Origin of the sequence: Xylanimonas ulmi, assembly GCF_004216535.1 — a bacterium.
Taxonomy (GTDB): domain Bacteria; phylum Actinomycetota; class Actinomycetes; order Actinomycetales; family Cellulomonadaceae; genus Xylanimonas; species Xylanimonas ulmi.
The window spans coordinates 1,970,601-1,986,644 of the sequence record NZ_SGWX01000001.1 but is presented as its reverse complement, the minus strand read 5'-3'; the positions used below and the strand labels follow the sequence as shown (position 1 = coordinate 1,986,644).

Annotated in this window: 14 protein-coding genes and 3 tRNA genes; 7 read left to right on the top strand and 10 right to left on the bottom strand. The window is 72.4% G+C overall.

The genetic code is table 11. From position 1 onward, the window contains the following. Positions 1 to 5: 5 nt before the first annotated feature. Genes EV386_RS09175 through EV386_RS09140 form a run of 8 tightly spaced genes read right to left on the bottom strand, consistent with a single transcriptional unit; the run spans position 6 to position 8,578 of the window. Positions 6 to 1,562, bottom strand: coding sequence for an AMP-binding protein (locus EV386_RS09175; RefSeq protein WP_130414316.1), 1,557 nt, complete (start codon positions 1,560 to 1,562; stop codon positions 6 to 8). Beyond that, positions 1,562 to 3,148, bottom strand: coding sequence for a class I adenylate-forming enzyme family protein (locus EV386_RS09170; protein ID WP_130414314.1), 1,587 nt, complete (start codon positions 3,146 to 3,148; stop codon positions 1,562 to 1,564). Before EV386_RS09170 ends, EV386_RS09175 begins: the two co-directional genes overlap by 1 nt. Beyond that, a complete protein-coding gene (locus EV386_RS09165; RefSeq protein ID WP_130414312.1) occupies positions 3,148 to 4,206 on the bottom strand; it encodes a branched-chain amino acid ABC transporter permease in 1,059 nt (352 codons plus the stop codon). Before EV386_RS09165 ends, EV386_RS09170 begins: the two co-directional genes overlap by 1 nt. After that, entirely contained in the window at positions 4,199 to 5,089 is an 891-nt protein-coding gene (locus EV386_RS09160; protein ID WP_130414310.1) for a branched-chain amino acid ABC transporter permease, read from the bottom strand. Before EV386_RS09160 ends, EV386_RS09165 begins: the two co-directional genes overlap by 8 nt. Further along, positions 5,082 to 5,897, bottom strand: a complete 816-nt coding sequence (locus tag EV386_RS09155) for an ABC transporter ATP-binding protein (protein ID WP_130414308.1) — start codon at positions 5,895 to 5,897, stop codon at positions 5,082 to 5,084. Before EV386_RS09155 ends, EV386_RS09160 begins: the two co-directional genes overlap by 8 nt. Continuing rightward, the gene (locus EV386_RS09150; protein ID WP_130414306.1) at positions 5,890 to 6,666 is read right to left on the bottom strand and encodes an ABC transporter ATP-binding protein; all 777 of its coding nucleotides are present in this window, start codon (positions 6,664 to 6,666) and stop codon (positions 5,890 to 5,892) included. The genes EV386_RS09155 and EV386_RS09150 overlap by 8 nt, the downstream gene beginning before the upstream one ends. Before the next feature lie 5 nt (positions 6,667 to 6,671). Continuing rightward, positions 6,672 to 7,952: an ABC transporter substrate-binding protein gene (locus EV386_RS09145; RefSeq protein WP_165399883.1), complete on the bottom strand. Its 1,281-nt coding sequence runs from the start codon at positions 7,950 to 7,952 to the stop codon at positions 6,672 to 6,674. Between the two features lie 23 nt (positions 7,953 to 7,975). Further along, the gene (locus tag EV386_RS09140) at positions 7,976 to 8,578 is read right to left on the bottom strand and encodes a DoxX family protein (RefSeq protein ID WP_130414302.1); all 603 of its coding nucleotides are present in this window, start codon (positions 8,576 to 8,578) and stop codon (positions 7,976 to 7,978) included. Positions 8,579 to 8,779: 201 nt separating this feature from the next. Between EV386_RS09140 and EV386_RS09135 the strand changes: the two genes are divergently transcribed. Continuing rightward, positions 8,780 to 8,861, top strand: a tRNA-Leu gene (locus EV386_RS09135). Positions 8,862 to 8,871: 10 nt separating this feature from the next. On the opposite strand, the gene bcp is transcribed toward EV386_RS09135, so the two are convergent. Next, positions 8,872 to 9,351 (bottom strand): thioredoxin-dependent thiol peroxidase, encoded by a 480-nt coding sequence (bcp, locus tag EV386_RS09130; RefSeq protein ID WP_130414300.1) that lies wholly within the window; start codon positions 9,349 to 9,351, stop codon positions 8,872 to 8,874. 132 nt (positions 9,352 to 9,483) lie between these two features. On the opposite strand from bcp, the gene EV386_RS09125 reads away from it, so the two are divergent. From EV386_RS09125 to EV386_RS09100, 6 genes are all read left to right on the top strand, one after another. Then, the gene (locus EV386_RS09125) at positions 9,484 to 9,780 is read left to right on the top strand and encodes a GroES family chaperonin (RefSeq protein ID WP_130416853.1); all 297 of its coding nucleotides are present in this window, start codon (positions 9,484 to 9,486) and stop codon (positions 9,778 to 9,780) included. A 103-nt stretch (positions 9,781 to 9,883) separates the two neighbouring features. Then, a tRNA-Lys gene (locus EV386_RS09120) sits at positions 9,884 to 9,959 on the top strand. 166 nt (positions 9,960 to 10,125) lie between these two features. Beyond that, positions 10,126 to 11,094: an NmrA family NAD(P)-binding protein gene (locus EV386_RS09115; protein ID WP_165399882.1), complete on the top strand. Its 969-nt coding sequence runs from the start codon at positions 10,126 to 10,128 to the stop codon at positions 11,092 to 11,094. Between the two features lie 144 nt (positions 11,095 to 11,238). Further along, positions 11,239 to 12,987, top strand: a complete 1,749-nt coding sequence (locus EV386_RS09110) for an ABC transporter ATP-binding protein (protein WP_130414296.1) — start codon at positions 11,239 to 11,241, stop codon at positions 12,985 to 12,987. Further along, positions 12,984 to 15,002, top strand: a complete 2,019-nt coding sequence (locus EV386_RS09105) for an ABC transporter ATP-binding protein (protein ID WP_130414294.1) — start codon at positions 12,984 to 12,986, stop codon at positions 15,000 to 15,002. Before EV386_RS09110 ends, EV386_RS09105 begins: the two co-directional genes overlap by 4 nt. A gap of 68 nt (positions 15,003 to 15,070) precedes the next feature. Next, a tRNA-Lys gene (locus tag EV386_RS09100) sits at positions 15,071 to 15,146 on the top strand. A gap of 69 nt (positions 15,147 to 15,215) precedes the next feature. On the opposite strand, the gene EV386_RS09095 is transcribed toward EV386_RS09100, so the two are convergent. Next, positions 15,216 to 15,998, bottom strand: coding sequence for a prepilin peptidase (locus EV386_RS09095; RefSeq protein WP_130414292.1), 783 nt, complete (start codon positions 15,996 to 15,998; stop codon positions 15,216 to 15,218). Positions 15,999 to 16,044: the final 46 nt, after the last annotated feature.

Sequence of the window (16,044 nt, the reverse complement as noted above, 5' to 3'; positions counted from 1 at the left end):
GTCCCTCAGGCGATCCCGCGCGCCCGGCCCGCCCAGTACGGCGCGCGCAACTCGCGCTTCATGAGCTTGCCGGTGGGGTTGCGGGGCAGCGAGTCGACGACGTCGACCGACGTCGGGCACTTGAAGTGGGCCAGGCGCTCGCGGCAGAACTCGATCAGCTCGTGCGCGTCGGGTGTGCGCTCGCCCGTGACGACCAGCGCCTTGACCGTCTCGCCCCACCGCTCGTCAGGGACGCCGATGACCGCGGCGTCGCGCACCGCGGGGTGTGCGGTGAGCACGTTCTCCACCTCGACGGGATAGACGTTCTCGCCTCCCGAGACGATCATGTCCTTCACGCGGTCGCGCAGGAACAAGTAGCCGTCTTCGTCCAGACAGCCGGCGTCTCCCGTGCGGAACCAGCCGTCCTCGTGCAGCACGGCCCGCACCTCCTGCGGCCGATTGCGGTAGCCGGCCATGATCGTGGGGGTGCGCGCCCACACCTCGCCGACCTCGCCTGTCGCGCAGCGCTCACCCGTCGCGGGGTCGAACACACCGAGCTCCACGCCCGCGATCGCGCGTCCGGCCGAGGCGAGCCGGGCGCCGCCGCGCCGGTGGTCTTCGTCCGACAGGCACGTGATCGGCCCGCACGTCTCGGTCAGGCCGTAGCCCTGCACGAGGTCGCAGTCGAAGACCTCGTGCGCCGCGTCGGCGAGGCTCGGCGACATCGGCGAGCCGCCGTAGATGAGGGTGCGCAGAGACGGGTACGTGCGGCTGCGCGCCGTCGGGTGCTGCACGAGCGCCTGGACGATCGCCGGAACCGTGATGGCGTAGGTGACCCGGCCGTCGGCGAGGACGTCGAGCACGGCCTCCGGGCGGATGTCGAACACGAACAGTGAGGCGGCGCCGCGGCTGAGGGCCGAGTAGAGCCAGCCCGTCCCGGACAGGTGGAAGGTCGGGGCGGGCACCATGACGACGTCGCCGACGGTGAGGTCGACCGGGAACGGTGAGGTGATGTTGGCCTCGATGGCCCGGTTGGGCAGCTCGACGCCCTTGGGCGTGCCTGAGGTGCCCGAGGTGTACAGCAGGAGCGCGATGTCCTCGGGCTCCGGCTCCGGCTCCGGCTCCGGCCAGTCGTCGCCGGCCTCGTGCGACGAGACGAACTGCGCGTAGTCGTGCTCCGAGCCGTCGGGGAGGATGAGCCGCACCCGGCCGTCGTCCGACGCCGGGCGGCCCGTCAGCGGAAGGAACTCCGCCTCGGTGATGAGCGCGGCCACATCAGCGTCCGCAAGGATCTCCGCGGTCTCCGCGGGACTCAGTCGCCAGTTGAGGGGCGCCGCGGCGGCGCGCAGCAGCGACGCCGCCGCGAACGCCTCGGCCCACACCACGGCGCTCTTGCCGATGAAGCCGATGCGGTCACCCGGCCCGACGCCGACGCCCCGCAGGCCCGCGGCGAGCCGCGAGCTCGCCTCCAGCCAACTGGCGAAGGTGTGGTCGGCGACGCCGTCGACGCTGACGCCGGGGGAGTCGGGGTGCGTGTGCGCCCAGTGCCGCAGCATGGTGGCGATCGATCGAGTGTGGTCCATCACGTCGTGCCTCCTGTTGGCCGGTCGTCCTCTGGTGCGGGGTGCGGGGGCCCATGCGACCGCGGGCCTGCGGACTCGGCGGCGCGTCGGCGTAGCTCGGACTTGAGCACCTTGCCGAGGGCGTTGCGGGGCAGGTCACCGACGAGGGTCACGTCGCTGGGGCACTTGAAGCGGGCCAGCCGCTCGCGGCAGAACGCGAGCAGGGCGGCGGGCTCGACGCTGGTCTCGCCGGTCACCACAAACGCGGCCGGCGTCTCGCCCCAGCGCGGGTGCGACCGGGCGACCACGGCCGCGTCGAGCACCGCGGGGTGGGCGAGCAGCACGCGTTCGACCTCGGCCGGGTACACGTTCTCACCGCCGCTGATGATCATGTCCTTGGCCCGTCCGACGATGCTGAGGTAGCCGTCGGGACTCAGGTCGCCGATGTCGCCGGTGCGGAACCAGCCGTCGGCGGTGAACGCGGTGCGGGTCGTGTCCGGGTCGTGCCAGTACTCGCGGATGACGCTCTCGCCGCGGACCTCCAGCTCGCCCGGGGTCCCGGCGGGTGTCGCGCGGCCGTGGGAGTCGACGATCCGCGCCTCCCACCCAGGTGAGAGACACCCCGCGGACGCGAGCCGGGCGGCGCCTGCGACGTGGTCCTCGGGGCGCAGGATCGACAAGAACCCCTGCAGTTCGGTGCTGCCGTAGATCTGCCGGAACCGGCGGCACACGACCCGCACCGCGCGCTCGAGCAGTGCGGGCGCGATCGGCGCGGCGCCGTACTGGATCTCGCGCAGGCTCGTGAGGTCTGCCCCGGCGCGGGGTCCCTCAAGGGCGACGGTCAGCGCCTCGATGATCGCGGGGACCGCGGTGAGGAAGTTGACCCGCTCGGCGCCGATCGCGTCGATCGCGCGGTCGGCGTCGAAGCCGTCGTGCACGACGAGCGTGCCGCCGGTCAGGAGGCACTGCATCGCCTGGGCGAACCCGGCGAGGTGGAACAGGGGCATCATCGCCAGATGCACGCTCCCGCGGCGCTGGTCGCCGATGTCGATCGCGAAGGCTGCCAGGCCTCGGACGAGCGAGCCGTGGTCGATCGGGATCACCTTGGGCCGCCCGGTCGTGCCGCTGGTGTGCATGAGCAGCGCGTCCTCGGCTGAGCGCAGCCGCGTGTGCGGCCGCGGTGGGACGTCGCCGACGAGCGTGGCGGCCTCGAACCAGTCGTCTCGGGCCGGGCCGTCGGCGAACCGCAGGATTCGCTCCGTCGGCGCCACCAGCGGGGTCGAGGCGGCGTCGGCGAAGACGGCGACCGGCCGCGTCAGCGCGAGCAGCTCGGCGATCTCGGTCGCGGTCAGGCGCCAGTTGAGCAGAAGCGGCAGCGCGCCGATCCGCAGGAGGGCCAGCGTCTGGACGAGCATCTCGGCGCTGTTGTGCGAGAGCACGGCCACGACGTCGTGGCTGCGCACCCCGTGGTCATGCCAGCCGCCAGCGCGCTCCTCGATCCGGGCGCGCAGCTCGCCGTAGGTCAGCTCGCTACGGCCGTCGCGGACCGCGACGGCGTCACGGTCGGCGACGCCGCGCCAGTCGAGGACGTGGATCCAGGTCTGCATCAGTGCCCCACCACCGCAGACGCCCGGCGTGAGCTGACGAGCAGGCCGAGCAGACGGTCGAGCCCGCCGCGGGCGAACATAATGACCACGAGCAGGAGCGCGCAGTAGACGAACACGCTCAGGACGTTCGCGTCGATCCCGCCTGATCCGACCCGCGCGAGGAAGGGCAGGCCGTCGGTGTACTGGCCCAGCACGCGGGGCAGCACGGTGACGAAGAGCGCCCCGGCGACGGCGCCGCGCACGCTGGCGACGCCGCCGATGATGACCATGACGAGGTAGTCGGTCGAGAGCTGGAAGCCGAAGCTCTGCGGGGTGACGAACTGGGTCGTCAGCGCCATCAGGACGCCCGCGACGCCCGCATACAGCGAGGCGAGCCCGAACACCGCCGCACGGCCTCGACGCACGTCGACGCCCAGCGACCTCGCCCCGATCTCGTTCTCCTTGATCATCGCCAGGGCGAGGCCTGGGCGGCCGCGCGCGATGTTGCGCGCCGCGACGAAGGCGCACACGAGGGCCGCGAGCGAGAGCAGCCACGTCTTCTCGGCGCCGCCGTAGGGCACCTGCGCGATGTGCCAGGGTTGGCTCTCGCCCAGGCTGAGCCCGAGGACGCTCAGTTCGGGGGCGGGCCGGCCGGCATAGCCGCCGCTGAAGTCCTCGACCTCCTGGAGCGCGTGCTGCCAGATGAAGACGAGGCCGATCGTCACGACGGCGAGGTAGAGCCCGCTGACGCGGCCCGACAGGGGGCTGATCGCGAGCCCGGCGAGCCCGGCGAGGGTCACGCCGCCGATCGCCGCGAGCGGCGTCGGCAGACCCAGCCCCCAGCCGGCCGCGTCACTCGGAGCGGCGAGCACGATGTAGCCGTAGGCCCCCAGGCCGACGAACACCGCGTGCGCCAGGGAGATCTGGCCGGCGACGCCGACCAGCAGGGTCAGGCCGATCGCGGCGATCGCCGCCGCCATCGTGAGCGACCCGACCTGAAGCCAGAACCGGTCGAGGAAGTGCGGCGCGACGACGAGCGCGACCAGGAGTGCCGCCACGAGCGCCCGCGCCCTAGACACGTCGCACCGTCCGCGCGCTGAAGAGCCCTTCGGGCCGCAGGAGGAGGACGACCAGGAGCAGCAGCCAGGCCGAGATTCCCGACAGGTTGTGCGCCCACGAGCCCAGGGCGCCCTCGTAGGTCGCTGCGAACGCCTCCGCCAGACCCAGCAGGATGCCGCCCACGAGTGCGCCGCCCACCGACCCGAGCCCGCCGAGCACCGCGGCCGGGAACGCCCGGAACGCCGTGTCGGCGAGCGACGGCGTCACGCCCGGCGCCGGGAACGAGGCGAGGAACAGTCCGGAGATGACGGCGAGCGCCCCGCCGATGGCCCAACTGGTCCACGACACCACCGACAGGCGTACCCCCATGAGGCTGGCGACCTCGGCGTCGGCGGTGCTCACCCGCATCGCCAGGCCCCATCGGGTGAGCCTGAACGCGAGGAGGAACGCGGTGATCACGACGAGGGACACGACGAGCGCGAGCACCCGGGCCGTCGGCAGCGTGAGGCCGCCGAACCGGGTCAGGGCGTTGCCGATCGGGTCGTGCAGCGGCAGCGTGTGCGTGCCGATACGCCGGCTGACCTCGGTCACCAGCAGGATGTTGAGCCCGAGCGTCAGGATGGTCAGGGTGATGTGGTCGCGGGTCTTGCTGTGGCGCAGGAAGACGGTCTCGGCGACGACGGCGACCGTCGCGCCGGCGCCGACTCCGGCGAGCGCTCCCGGCGCGTACCCGTGGGCCTGGCTCACGACCGAGGCGATGTACACGCCGGTGAGCAGGATCGCGCCGTGGGCGAAGTTGAGCACGCCCGTCGCGCGGTAGATCACGACGAAGCCGAGGGCCATGACGGCGTACAGGGCGCCGAGGGACAGCCCGTTGGCCGTCGCGCTGAGGAGGCTATCCACCGGTGATCGCCTCCCGCTCGGGGGCGGTGGGCTCGGTGACCTCGGCGCCGAGGTAGGCGCTGATCACCGCGGGGTCCCGCTGGACCCCCTCGGGGCGGTCGTCGGCGATCACGCATCCCGACTGGAGGACTGTCACGTGGTCGGACACCCGCATCACCAACTCCATGTCGTGCTCGACGAGCAGCACCGTGAGGCCGAACCGCTCGCGGCACTCGCGGATCTTGTCGCCGAGCTCCTGGGACTCCGCGTCGTTGAGGCCGGCCACCGGCTCGTCCAGCAGGAGGAGGCGAGGTTCGGCGCACAGCGCGCGGGCGATCTCGGCCTTCTTGCGCAGGCCGAGCGGCAGGGAGCTGGCCGGGTCGTCGAGCCGGTCCGCCAGCCCCAGGAGTTGGGCGAGGTCGCGCACCATCGCGTCGTCGGCGCGCCGCTCGCTGCGCGCCGAGGGCAGCCCGAGCGCCGTGGCCAGCAGGCCGGCGCGCGTGCGGTGGTGCCGCCCGACCCGCAGGGCGTCCGCGACGGTGAGGGACTCGGGCAGCACGACGTTCTGGAAGGTGCGCGCCACGCCGCGTGCGACGATCCGGCGCCCGGGCAGGCGGTCCAGGCGCTCGCCGTCGAGGCGCACCTGACCCGAGGCGATCGGGCTGACGCCGGTCATCGCGTTGAAGCAGGTTGACTTGCCGGCGCCGTTGGGGCCGATGATCGCGTGGATCGCGCCGGTGGCCACGCGGAAGGAGACCGCGTCGAGGGCGACGACGCCGCCGAACCGCACGGTGATGTCGACGGCCTCGAGGATCGTGTCGCTACCCATCGCCGCCACCCCTCGCCACGGCGGCGGCGGTCGCCGTGTGGGCGACGCCCCGGCCCAGGGTGAGCTCCAGGATCACGTCGGACGCGGCCAGGTCGGCCGCCGGCCCCTCGGCGCGGATCGTGCCGCCGTGGAGCAGGCATGCGTGGTGGGCGACGGATAGGGCGAGGCGGGTGTTCTGCTCGACCAGCAGCACGCTGGCGCCGGCGCGGTTGACCTCGCGCACCGTGTCCATGATGGTGCGGGTGGCCAGCGGTGCGATGCCGAGTGACGGCTCGTCGAGCAGCAGCGTCCGCGGCCCGCTCATGAGCGCGCGCCCGATCGCCAGCATCTGCTGCTCGCCGCCCGACAGCAGCGCGGCCGGATGTCCGGCCTTGGCGGCCAGGACCGGGAACAGGTCCAGCACCCACGCCTTGATCCGGCGCGCCTCGGCGCGCGATCGCAGCGCGAGCGCCCCGGCGGCGAGGTTCTCGTCGACCGAGAGCTGCCCGAAGATGCGCCGCCCCTCGGGCACCTGGACGACGCCGGCCCGGACGATCGCGTCCGCTCGCGCGCGGGTGAGGTCGAGCCCCGCGCCCCGCGCGGACCCGGCCACGACGCGTCCGCCGTGACGCGCGAGGGTGCCGGACAGCGCGCGGACCAGCGTCGTCTTGCCGGCTCCGTTGTTGCCGAGCAGGGCCACGATCTGCGCGTCGTCGACGCGCAGGCTGACGTCACGGAACGCCTCGGCGAGCCCGTAGCGCACCGCGAGGCCTTCGACCTGGAGTGCCACGGCGGCTACTTCGTGTAGCCGCGCGCGGAGGCGTAGGCGCGGGCCGCGTCGCTGGCAAAGGGCTCGGTCACGGCGACCACGCCGCCGTCGGCGTCGGCGTCGGGCCGCAGGACGAACGTCTCGAGGGACGGCGGCTGCCCGGGCGTGGAGTAGTCGAGGTCGACGCTCAGCCCTTCGGTGTCGATCTTGCCGACCGTCGACAGCGCCGCGGTGATGGCGTGCGGGGTCAGGTCGCCGTCGAGGCAGGCCTGCTGCAGCGCCACGGTCAGCACCTTGGCCAGGAGGTATCCGGCGCCGACCGGTGTGCTGATCGGACGGCCGTCGGCCTGGTCCTGCCACGCGGCCAGGAGATTGCGGACCGCAGGGGCGCGCGAGCTGAACGGCGCGCTGTTGGACACCAGGACGACGTGGTTGAGGATCGCGTCCTTCGCGGCGCCCTGGACGTCGCCCTGGGACAGCAGGTTGGTCGCCAGGATGGTCACGCGATAGTCGGACGCGGCGGCGACCGAGGCCGCGGAGACGACGGCGGCCCCGGCCGTGCCCATGACGATGACCTTCGCGCCGGCCTGCTTGAGCGCGTTGACCTGCGCGGTCGCGTCGGGCGCGGTGCTGTCGATCTTGGTGTGCTCGACCGTGAGGCCGAAGTGCTCGGCCGCGCCGTCGACGCCCTTGGTCACCGCGGCGCCGATGCCGACCGGGTAGGCGATGACCCCGATGGTGTCGCCCTTGGCCACGACGCCCTGCTCGATCAGGTAGGCGATGCCGTTGACCGCCTCGACGTCGTAGGGGCTGCCGGGCATGAACGCCTGGTGCACGTCGAGCAGCAGCGGGTCATAGGACCCGGCCATGACGGCGAGGCCGTCGTTGTCGAGCCGGTCCTTGAGGGTGAGCGCATGGTCGCCGGGGGAGAGGTTCGCGAATGCGGCGACCTTGCCGGCCAGCCCGGTGTACTGGGTCAGCGTCTCCTGCTGGTCCCACTTGTTGTCGCGCGCCTCGATCACGACCTCGCGCCCGCACACGCCTGCCGCGGCGTTGACCTCGTCGAAGTAGAGCTTGACCCCGGCGACGGCATCTTGTCCCAGGCCCCCGATCGGACCGCTCAGCGGCACCAGGGCGCCGAGGGTGATCGTGTCGTCGGTGACGCCGGGGCCCGTGGTGACGCCGTCGCCTCCGTGGACCTCGGCCGTGGCAGACGGCTGGGGGCCGGGTTCTGCCTTGGCGGAGCATCCGGCGATGAGCAGTCCGAGGGTCAGCACGGGCGCGACGGTCTTCGCGGTCGGTCTCATGGGTTCTCTCCCGGTCATGGTCGTCAGGGTCGATGGCGCGGGCGGTGCTTCTTCTCCAGCGGTGGGGCGGGCGTGGCACGGGGGGATCGCGACGGCGTCTTCGCCTGACCCGCGCTGCGCAGCGCGATGGCGCCGATGGCGGCGGCCAGGGCGAGGGGGAGGACGACGAGGGCCGTCGCGGGCGGCAGGGATGGCTCGACGACGGCGTCGAGCGACCAGCCGCCCGGGCCTGTCAGTGTGAGCGCGGCGGCGACGACGCCGAACAGGAGCGGGAGCTCGAACCCGCCGTGGGCCGCCCAGAGTCCGCGGGGCCAGTGGGCGGAGCACGCCACCGCCATGACGGCGGTGAGCAGGGCGCCGGCGAGCGTCGTCAGGAGGCCGACGATGAGGAGGGCTCCCGCAAGCAGTTCGAGGATGGAGGCGACCACGACCATGGGGCGGCCGGGGCGATAGCCCACCCGCTCGAAGATGGCGGCTGTCGCCGTCAGCCCCTCGCCGCCGAGCGCGCCCCACGTCTTCTGCGCGGCGTGCCCGAGGATGAGCAGGCCGATCGACGCTCGCAGGACGAGCAAGCCGGCGCTCGCCGTCGGATCATCCTGGAGTGCTTGCGCGAGCCGAGTAGTCATGGCCACTCCCGCGTATGAATCTGACTTCGATGTCAGTTCTTGCGGTGACCATATGACCCACGTCACTGTGGCGTCAAGGTACGGACCATTGGGCCGGACGCCCTGTATGACCGTCACGCGCCGCCAAAGGTGTGGACCAGTGGCGGGCGCGTGTCCGGGTGAGCGCGCCGCCGCGCGACGCCCTCTAGACTGGCGCGGCCGGCCGGAGTGGTGGAACTGGCAGACACGCGGCGCTTAGGTCGCCGTGCCCTGTGGCGTGCGGGTTCGAGTCCCGCCTCCGGCACCGTTGTCGCTCAGTCGACGCCCAGCGCCTTGCGCAACCGTGCCACGTGCCCGGTCGCCTTGACGTTGTACTGCGCGAGCGCGACCGTTCCGTCGGGTGCGACGACGACGGTTGAGCGGATGATGCCCGTGACCTCCTTGCCGTAGAGCTTGCGCACGCCCCACGCGCCATACGCCTCGGCGACGGCGTGGTCGGCGTCGGACGCCAGGGGGAAGGTCAGCAGGTCGCGCTCGGCGAAGCGCGCGAGCTTGTCGACGCCGTCAGGGGAGACGCCCACCACCGCGTACCCGGCGCCTTGCAGCGAGGCCAGCGAGTCGCGGAAGTCGCACGCCTGCGTCGTGCAGCCAGGCGTCATCGCGGCGGGGTAGAAGTAGACGACGACGCCGCGGCGCCCCGGGGCGGCGAGCGCGGCCGCGAGCGACAGGTCACCGCCGTCGGACGTGGGCAGCGCGAAGTCGGGGGCGGTGTCGCCGACGGCGAGACGAGGCATGGGAGGCTCCACAGGCGAGGGGTTGGTGCGGACACCGAGCCTAACCACACGCCGACGTCGTCTAGCGTTGGTCCGGTGAGCACCATCGCAGCGCAGCCGCCGACGGCAGCCACCCCCAGCATCCCGATCCGCATGCTGTTCGACCGGCTTCTCGTGCAGCCCGAGGTCGACGCGTCGGAGCGCCAGTCGTCGGCGGGCCTCGTCATCCCCGCGACGGCCGTGGGGCCCAAGCGGCTCGCGTGGGCCGTCGTCGTGGCCAAGGGCGAGCACGTGCGGCAGGTCGCGGTGGGCGACCGCGTGCTGTTCGACCCCGAGGGGCGTGCCGAGGTCGAGGTGGGCGGCGCCGACTACGTGCTGCTGCGCGAACGCGACGTGCACGGCGTGAGCCAGCAGCAGCAGGAAGCGGGGGCGACCGGGCTCTATCTCTGAGCGCCCGGCACACGCTCGGTGCACTGTCATCGAGGTCACACTCCGGTGGGCTTGATCGGTTTCTCTCCAGGCGCCAGGGGCTGGTAACGTATCCGCTCGTTGCGCGCCATTAGCTCAATAGGCAGAGCAGCTGACTCTTAATCAGCGGGTTCGGGGTTCGAGTCCCTGATGGCGCACCACACCGGCAAGGCTCCGTCCGCGACGCGGACGGAGCCTTCGTCGTGTTCGGGGCGTGCGAGGGCGCCAGGCTGTGACGATGGGTCACGCGCTGGATCGCTGTCGCAGTGCCAGACCGGCGGGCGCGACGGGCGCGACGCCGCCGGGCCGACCCGCGGCGGTGAGGCCGTGAGTGGCCCGATCGTGGTGCTGGGCGCCAGCGGGCAGATCGGCCGTCTGGTTGTCGCCGCCCTCGCGCGGGCGGGCGTGCCGGTGCGCGCCGTCGGGCGCGCCGGCGGGGACGGCGGCGGGGAAGGCGACCAGGCTCCCGGCGTCGAGCGACACACGCTCAGCGCCTACGACGGGCCTGGGCTCACGGAGGCGCTCGACGGCTGCGCCGCCGTGGTCGCGACACTCGGGATGCCGTACCGCGCCACGACGTGGGCCGAGCAGTGGCCGCCGCTCCTGGCGGCCGTCGCGCGCGCCGCTCACACGTCTGGGGCGCCGTTGACCGTGCTGGACAACCTCTACGTGTACGGCCGCGCGAACGGCGCCGTCACGGAGCAGTCACCGCTCGCGCCCTGCAGCCGCAAGGGCCGCGCCCGGCTCGCGGGCTGGTGCGAGGTGCGCCGCGCGCAGGAGGCGGGGGCGGACGTCGTCGTCGCCCGCTCGGCGGACTTCCTCGGTCCCGGCGCGCAGAGCTCGATCCTGCCCTGGCACGACGTCGTCGCGTGCGCCCGCGGGCGCCGCGGCGCCCTCCCGTGGCTGGGCGACCCCGACGCGCGGCACTCCTTCGCGTGGACGCCGGAGCTCGCCGCCGCGCTCGCCCGCATCGCGCTCCAGCCTGCGCTGCGCGCCTCGCCCGTGCTGCACCTGCCCGCGCTGCGCCCGACCACGGGGCGCCAGGTAGCCACCGCGCTCGGTGGGCTGCGGGGGCGCCCCGTGCGGCTGCGGCCCCTGCGCTCGGCGGCGGTCACGGTCGCGGCCCTGGTCAGCGGCCGGGCTCGCGAGCAGCGCGAGATGATGTATCAGGTCGAGTCCGACTACGTGCTCGACGACGGCCTCGTGCGGCGCCTCGGGTGGACCACGCCTCAACTCTGCGTCGAGGACGTGCTGCTCCACGCCCTGGGCGAGGGGAGCGGGGCGCCGACGAGGTGACCTCGCCGCCGTCGGACGAGGCGGTGGGGAGAACGTTGTCGCATTTCGGCGCGAAAAGCCTCGCGTCGCGCGCATCGCGCGCATAGGCTCGTGCGGCGCCTTGACGGCGCGCGCCACGCACCGGAACCCCTGGAGACCACGCCCGTGCTTCGACGACTGTTATGGCGCTACCTGCGCCCGTACCGATGGCTGCTGGCCGGGGTGCTGGTGTTCCAGTTCCTCGCCGCGATCGGGATGCTCTACCTGCCGAGCCTCAACGCCGACATCGTCGACCGTGGCGTGGCCCAGGGAGACACCGACTACATCTGGCGCACGGGCGGGGTGATGCTCGCCGTCTCGCTGCTGCAGATCGTGGCGGCGGTGATCGCCACGCGCCTGGCGGCGCAGGCCTCGATGGCGCTGGGCCGCGACCTGCGCGACGCCGTCTACGGGCGCGTGAGCGGCTTCTCGGAGCGTGAGGTCTCGCACTTCGGGGCCGGGTCGCTCATCACGCGCAACACCAACGACGTCCAGCAGGTCCAGATGATCGCGATGATGGGCTCGACGATGCTCATCACGGCGCCGCTGCTGGCGGTGGGCGGCATCATCATGGCGCTGCGACAGGACGTGCGGCTGTCGTGGCTCATCGCCGTCTCGGTGCCCCTGCTGCTGATCTTCGCCGGCCTGATCATCGGCCGGATGGTGCCGCTGTTCCGGCAGTACCAGCTGCGCCTGGACACCCTCAACCGCGTGATGCGCGAGCAGTTGACCGGCATCCGGGTGGTGCGCGCGTTCGTGCGCGAGGCCATCGAGGCGGCGCGCTACCGCGTCGCGAACACCGACATGCTGATCGTGGGCCGCAAGGTCGGCTCGCTGTTCGTGCTGATGTTCCCGGGCGCGATGGTCATCCTCAACATCACGGTGCTCGGGGTGATCTGGTTCGGCGCGGTCGAGGTCGACTCCGGTCGCGTCCAGATCGGCACGCTGCTCGCGTTCATGCAGTACGTGGGCCAGATCCTCATGGGCGTGCTGCTCGCCACGTTCATGACCGTGATGATCCCGCGCGCGGCGGTCTCGGCCGAGCGCATCGCCGAGGTGCTGGACGTCGAGTCGACCCTGCGCGAGTCGCCCACGCCGGTGCGCGCGCTGACCAGCCCGGGCACGCTTGAGTTCGACCAGGTCACCTTCACCTACCCGGGCGCCGAGCACCCCGTCCTGGACGGGGTCTCGTTCCAGGTGCGCGCCGGGCAGACCGTCGCCGTGGTCGGGTCGACCGGAGCGGGCAAGACGACGCTGTTGACGCTGGTCGCGCGCCTGATCGACACGACGTCGGGCGCCGTGCGGGTGGGCGGCGTCGACGTGCGCGACCTCGAGCTCGAGACGCTGTGGGCGAGCCTGGGCCTGGTGCCGCAGCGCCCGTTCCTGTTCGCGGGCACGGTCGGGTCCAATGTGCGGCTGGGCCGCGAGGACGCCACCGACGAGGAGGTGTGGGAGGCCCTGGAGATCGCGCAGGCGCGCGACTTCGTGTCCGAGATGGACGGCGGCCTGAGCGCGCGCATCTCGCAGGGCGGCACCAACGTCTCGGGTGGGCAGCGCCAGCGGTTGGCGATCGCGCGCGCGGTGCTGCGCCGTCCCGCGCTGCTGCTGCTCGACGACTCGTTCTCGGCGCTCGACGTCGCCACCGACGCCCGGCTGCGCAAGGCGCTGTGGCGCCAGCTGCCTGAGGTCACCAAGCTCGTGGTCGCGCAGCGTGTGAGCACGGTCGCCGACGCCGACGCGATCCTCGTGCTCGAAGACGGGCGCCTGGTCGGCTCCGGAACGCACGAGGAGCTGCTCGCGACCAACCAGACCTACCGCGAGATCGCCGAGTCGCAGCTGACGGTGTCCGCGACCACGGGGGAGGCCGGAGCATGAGCGAGCAGAAGACTGAGACGTCCGCGCCGGCGAGCGAGCCGGAGCTGACCGAGGAGGAGCGGCTCGAGATCGAGTTGGGCGAGCAGGCCCGCATCGCCTCCGACTCCTGGGACTCCGTCGCGCCCGGCAAGGCCGACCACTTCGGCCAGTCGTTCGGGCGCATGATCGGCCTGCTCAAGCCGTACAAGGTGGCGATGGCGATCGTCGTGGTCATGGGCGCCGCCTCGGTGGTGCTCTCGGTGTGGGCGCCGCGCGTGCTCGGCCGCGCCACCGACGTCGTCTTCTCGGGCTTCGCCTCGCGGCAGTTCCCCGCGGGCCTGACCCAGGACGAGGCCGTGGCGGGCCTGCGGCAGGCAGGTCAGGGACGGATCGCCGACATGGTCGCGACCATGGAGCACTTCGTGCCCGGGCAGGGCATCGACTTCGACCGCCTGCGCGAGCTCATGGTCTCGGTGCTGGTCATCTACGTCGCCGCGGCCGTGCTCGGCTGGGCGCAGGGCTTCATCACGAACATCGTCATGGTCAAGGCCATGTGGCGCCTGCGCGAGGACGTCGAGGCCAAGGTCAACCGCCTGCCGTTGCGGTACTTCGACCGGGTGCAGCGCGGTGAGGTCATCTCGCGCGTGACCAACGACATCGACAACGTCACCCAGACCATGCAGCAGGCGCTGTCGGGCGCCATCACCGCGGTGCTGACCGTCGTCGGTGTGCTCGCCATGATGTTCTCGCTGTCGTGGCAGCTCGCCCTGGTCACGCTCGTCTCGCTGCCGCTCATGGGCGTGGTGTTCGGCGTCATCGGCCCGAAGTCGCAGAAGGCCTTCGGCGTCCAGTGGCGCAAGGTCGGTCGCCTCAACGCGCGCGTCGAGGAGTCGTTCTCCGGCCACGCGCTGGTCAAGACGTTCGGGCGCCGCGCGGACTTCCAGGCCCGGTTCGCCGTCGACAACGAGGAGCTGTACCAGCAGTCGTTCAAGGCGCAGTTCCTGTCCGGGATCATCTGGCCCGCGATGTCGTTCATCGGCAACCTGTCCTACGTCACCATCGCCGTCATCGGCGGCCTAATGGTGGCCGGCGGGTCGATGAGCCTCGGCGCGATCCAGGCGTTCATCCAGTACTCGCAGATGTTCACCCAGCCGCTGCAGCAGCTCGGCGGGATGGTCGCCGTCGTCCAGTCCGGCACGGCCTCGGCCGAGCGCGTCTTCCAGTTCCTGGACGAGGACGAGCAGGAGCCCGACGACGTCGACGCCCCGGCCCCGGTCGAGGGGGAGGGCGTCATCGAGTTCGAGCACGTCCACTTCTCCTACAGCCAGGACGCCCCGCTCATCGAGGACCTCTCGTTCACCGTGCGCCCCGGCCAGACCGTCGCGATCGTCGGGCCCACCGGCGCCGGCAAGACGACGCTGGTCAACCTGCTCATGCGGTTCTACGACCCGCAGGGCGGGCGCATCCTCGTCGACGGACAGGACATCGCGGACCTGACGCGGCACGACGCGCGCGCCCGCACCGGCATGGTGCTGCAGGACACGTGGCTGTTCGCCGGGACCATCCGGGAGAACATCCGCTACGGGCGCCAGTCGGCGACCGACGAGGAGGTGCTCGCCGCCGCGCGCGCCACCTACGTCGACCGGTTCGTCCACTCCCTGCCGCACGGCTACGACACCATGCTGGAGGAGGACGCCGCGAACCTGTCGGCGGGTGAGCGGCAGCTGATCACGATCGCGCGCGCGTTCGTGTCCCAGCCGTCGATCCTCATCCTCGACGAGGCCACCAGCTCGGTCGACACCCGCACCGAGAAGCTGCTGCAGCACGCCATGGCGTCACTGCGTCACGGGCGCACCTCGTTCGTCATCGCCCACCGCCTGTCGACCATCCGTGACGCCGACCTCATCCTCGTGATGGAGCACGGCGCCATCGTCGAGCAGGGCACGCACGAGGAGTTGCTCGCGGCCCGCGGGGCCTACGACGCGCTCTACCAGTCGCAGTTCTCGGGCGCCTTCGAGGAGCCCGAGCTGGCCTGAGCCGACCACAGCGACGGCGGCGGTCCGATGTACGGACCGCCGCCGAATGCTGGTAATCTTCCCTCCGCGCGCCATTAGCTCAATAGGCAGAGCAGCTGACTCTTAATCAGCGGGTTCGGGGTTCGAGTCCCTGATGGCGCACCACACAGCCGGGGCCCCGTTCGCGACGCGGACGGGGCCCCGGCCGTTCTCCGCGCTTGCACCGGCCCCCCGTCACACGTTCAGCAGCGCGAGATAGTGCGCCCACAGGTGCTCGCCGGCAAGGATGCCGAAGGCCGCGCCCAGCAGCATCCACGGCCCGAAGGGGATGCCCGTCCCGGGGCGGGCTCGTCCTGAGGCGAGCAGTCCGATCGCGAAGGCGCCGCCGAACAGGAAGGCGGCGAACCCGCCGATGACGAGAGCGCCGACGCCGAACCAGCCCAGGTACCCGCCCAGCAGCCCCGCGAGCTTGACGTCGCCGAGCCCCATCCCGCCGGGCCAGACCAGGACCAGCACCAGGTAGAACGCCAGCAGACCCCCCGCGCCGAGGCCCGCACGTCCCAGGTCCGTCCACTGAGCCGGTCCGCCCGGGTTCCATGCGGCGAGGGTGAGCAGTATGACGCCGACGACGGACGCCGGGCCCAGGACGCGGTCGGGCAGTCGGCGCAGTTCGAGGTCGATGCAGGCCAGGGCCACGCCGACGGCGACCAGGTGCAGCGCTGCGGGCAACGTCCACGACCAACCCGTCAACGCCGCCGCGCCGGCGAACAGCGCGGCGGTGCTGGCCTCGACGACCAGGTAGCGGACGCTGATGGGCGTGCGGCAGGCGCGACAGCGGCCGCGCAGCGCGAGCCACGACACGACGGGGACGTTGTCACGGGCGCGGACCGGGGCCGCGCAGTGCGGGCAGGCGCTGCGCGGCAGCACCGACAGTCCGCGCGGCACACGCCAGATGACGACGTTGAGGAACGAGCCGATGAGCAGGCCGAGCAGCCCCGCGGGCGCGATGGGTCCCATCGCGGGTCACCGCCCCGGGGGCGCCGGGGTGTGACGTCGGCGCGCC

Bases quoted from the DNA above. Each gene is read 5' to 3' on its own strand.
- EV386_RS09175 (WP_130414316.1), bottom strand. From the start codon at position 1,562: ATGGACCACACTCGATCGATCGCCACCATGCTGCGGCACTGGGCGCAC.
- EV386_RS09170 (WP_130414314.1), bottom strand. From the start codon at position 3,148: ATGCAGACCTGGATCCACGTCCTCGACTGGCGCGGCGTCGCCGACCGT.
- EV386_RS09155 (WP_130414308.1), bottom strand. From the start codon at position 5,897: ATGGGTAGCGACACGATCCTCGAGGCCGTCGACATCACCGTGCGGTTC.
- EV386_RS09145 (WP_165399883.1), bottom strand. From the start codon at position 7,952: ATGAGACCGACCGCGAAGACCGTCGCGCCCGTGCTGACCCTCGGACTG.
- EV386_RS09140 (WP_130414302.1), bottom strand. From the start codon at position 8,578: ATGACTACTCGGCTCGCGCAAGCACTCCAGGATGATCCGACGGCGAGC.
- bcp (WP_130414300.1), bottom strand. From the start codon at position 9,351: ATGCCTCGTCTCGCCGTCGGCGACACCGCCCCCGACTTCGCGCTGCCC.
- EV386_RS09125 (WP_130416853.1), top strand. From the start codon at position 9,484: ATGCTGTTCGACCGGCTTCTCGTGCAGCCCGAGGTCGACGCGTCGGAG.
- EV386_RS09105 (WP_130414294.1), top strand. From the start codon at position 12,984: ATGAGCGAGCAGAAGACTGAGACGTCCGCGCCGGCGAGCGAGCCGGAG.
- EV386_RS09095 (WP_130414292.1), bottom strand. From the start codon at position 15,998: ATGGGACCCATCGCGCCCGCGGGGCTGCTCGGCCTGCTCATCGGCTCG.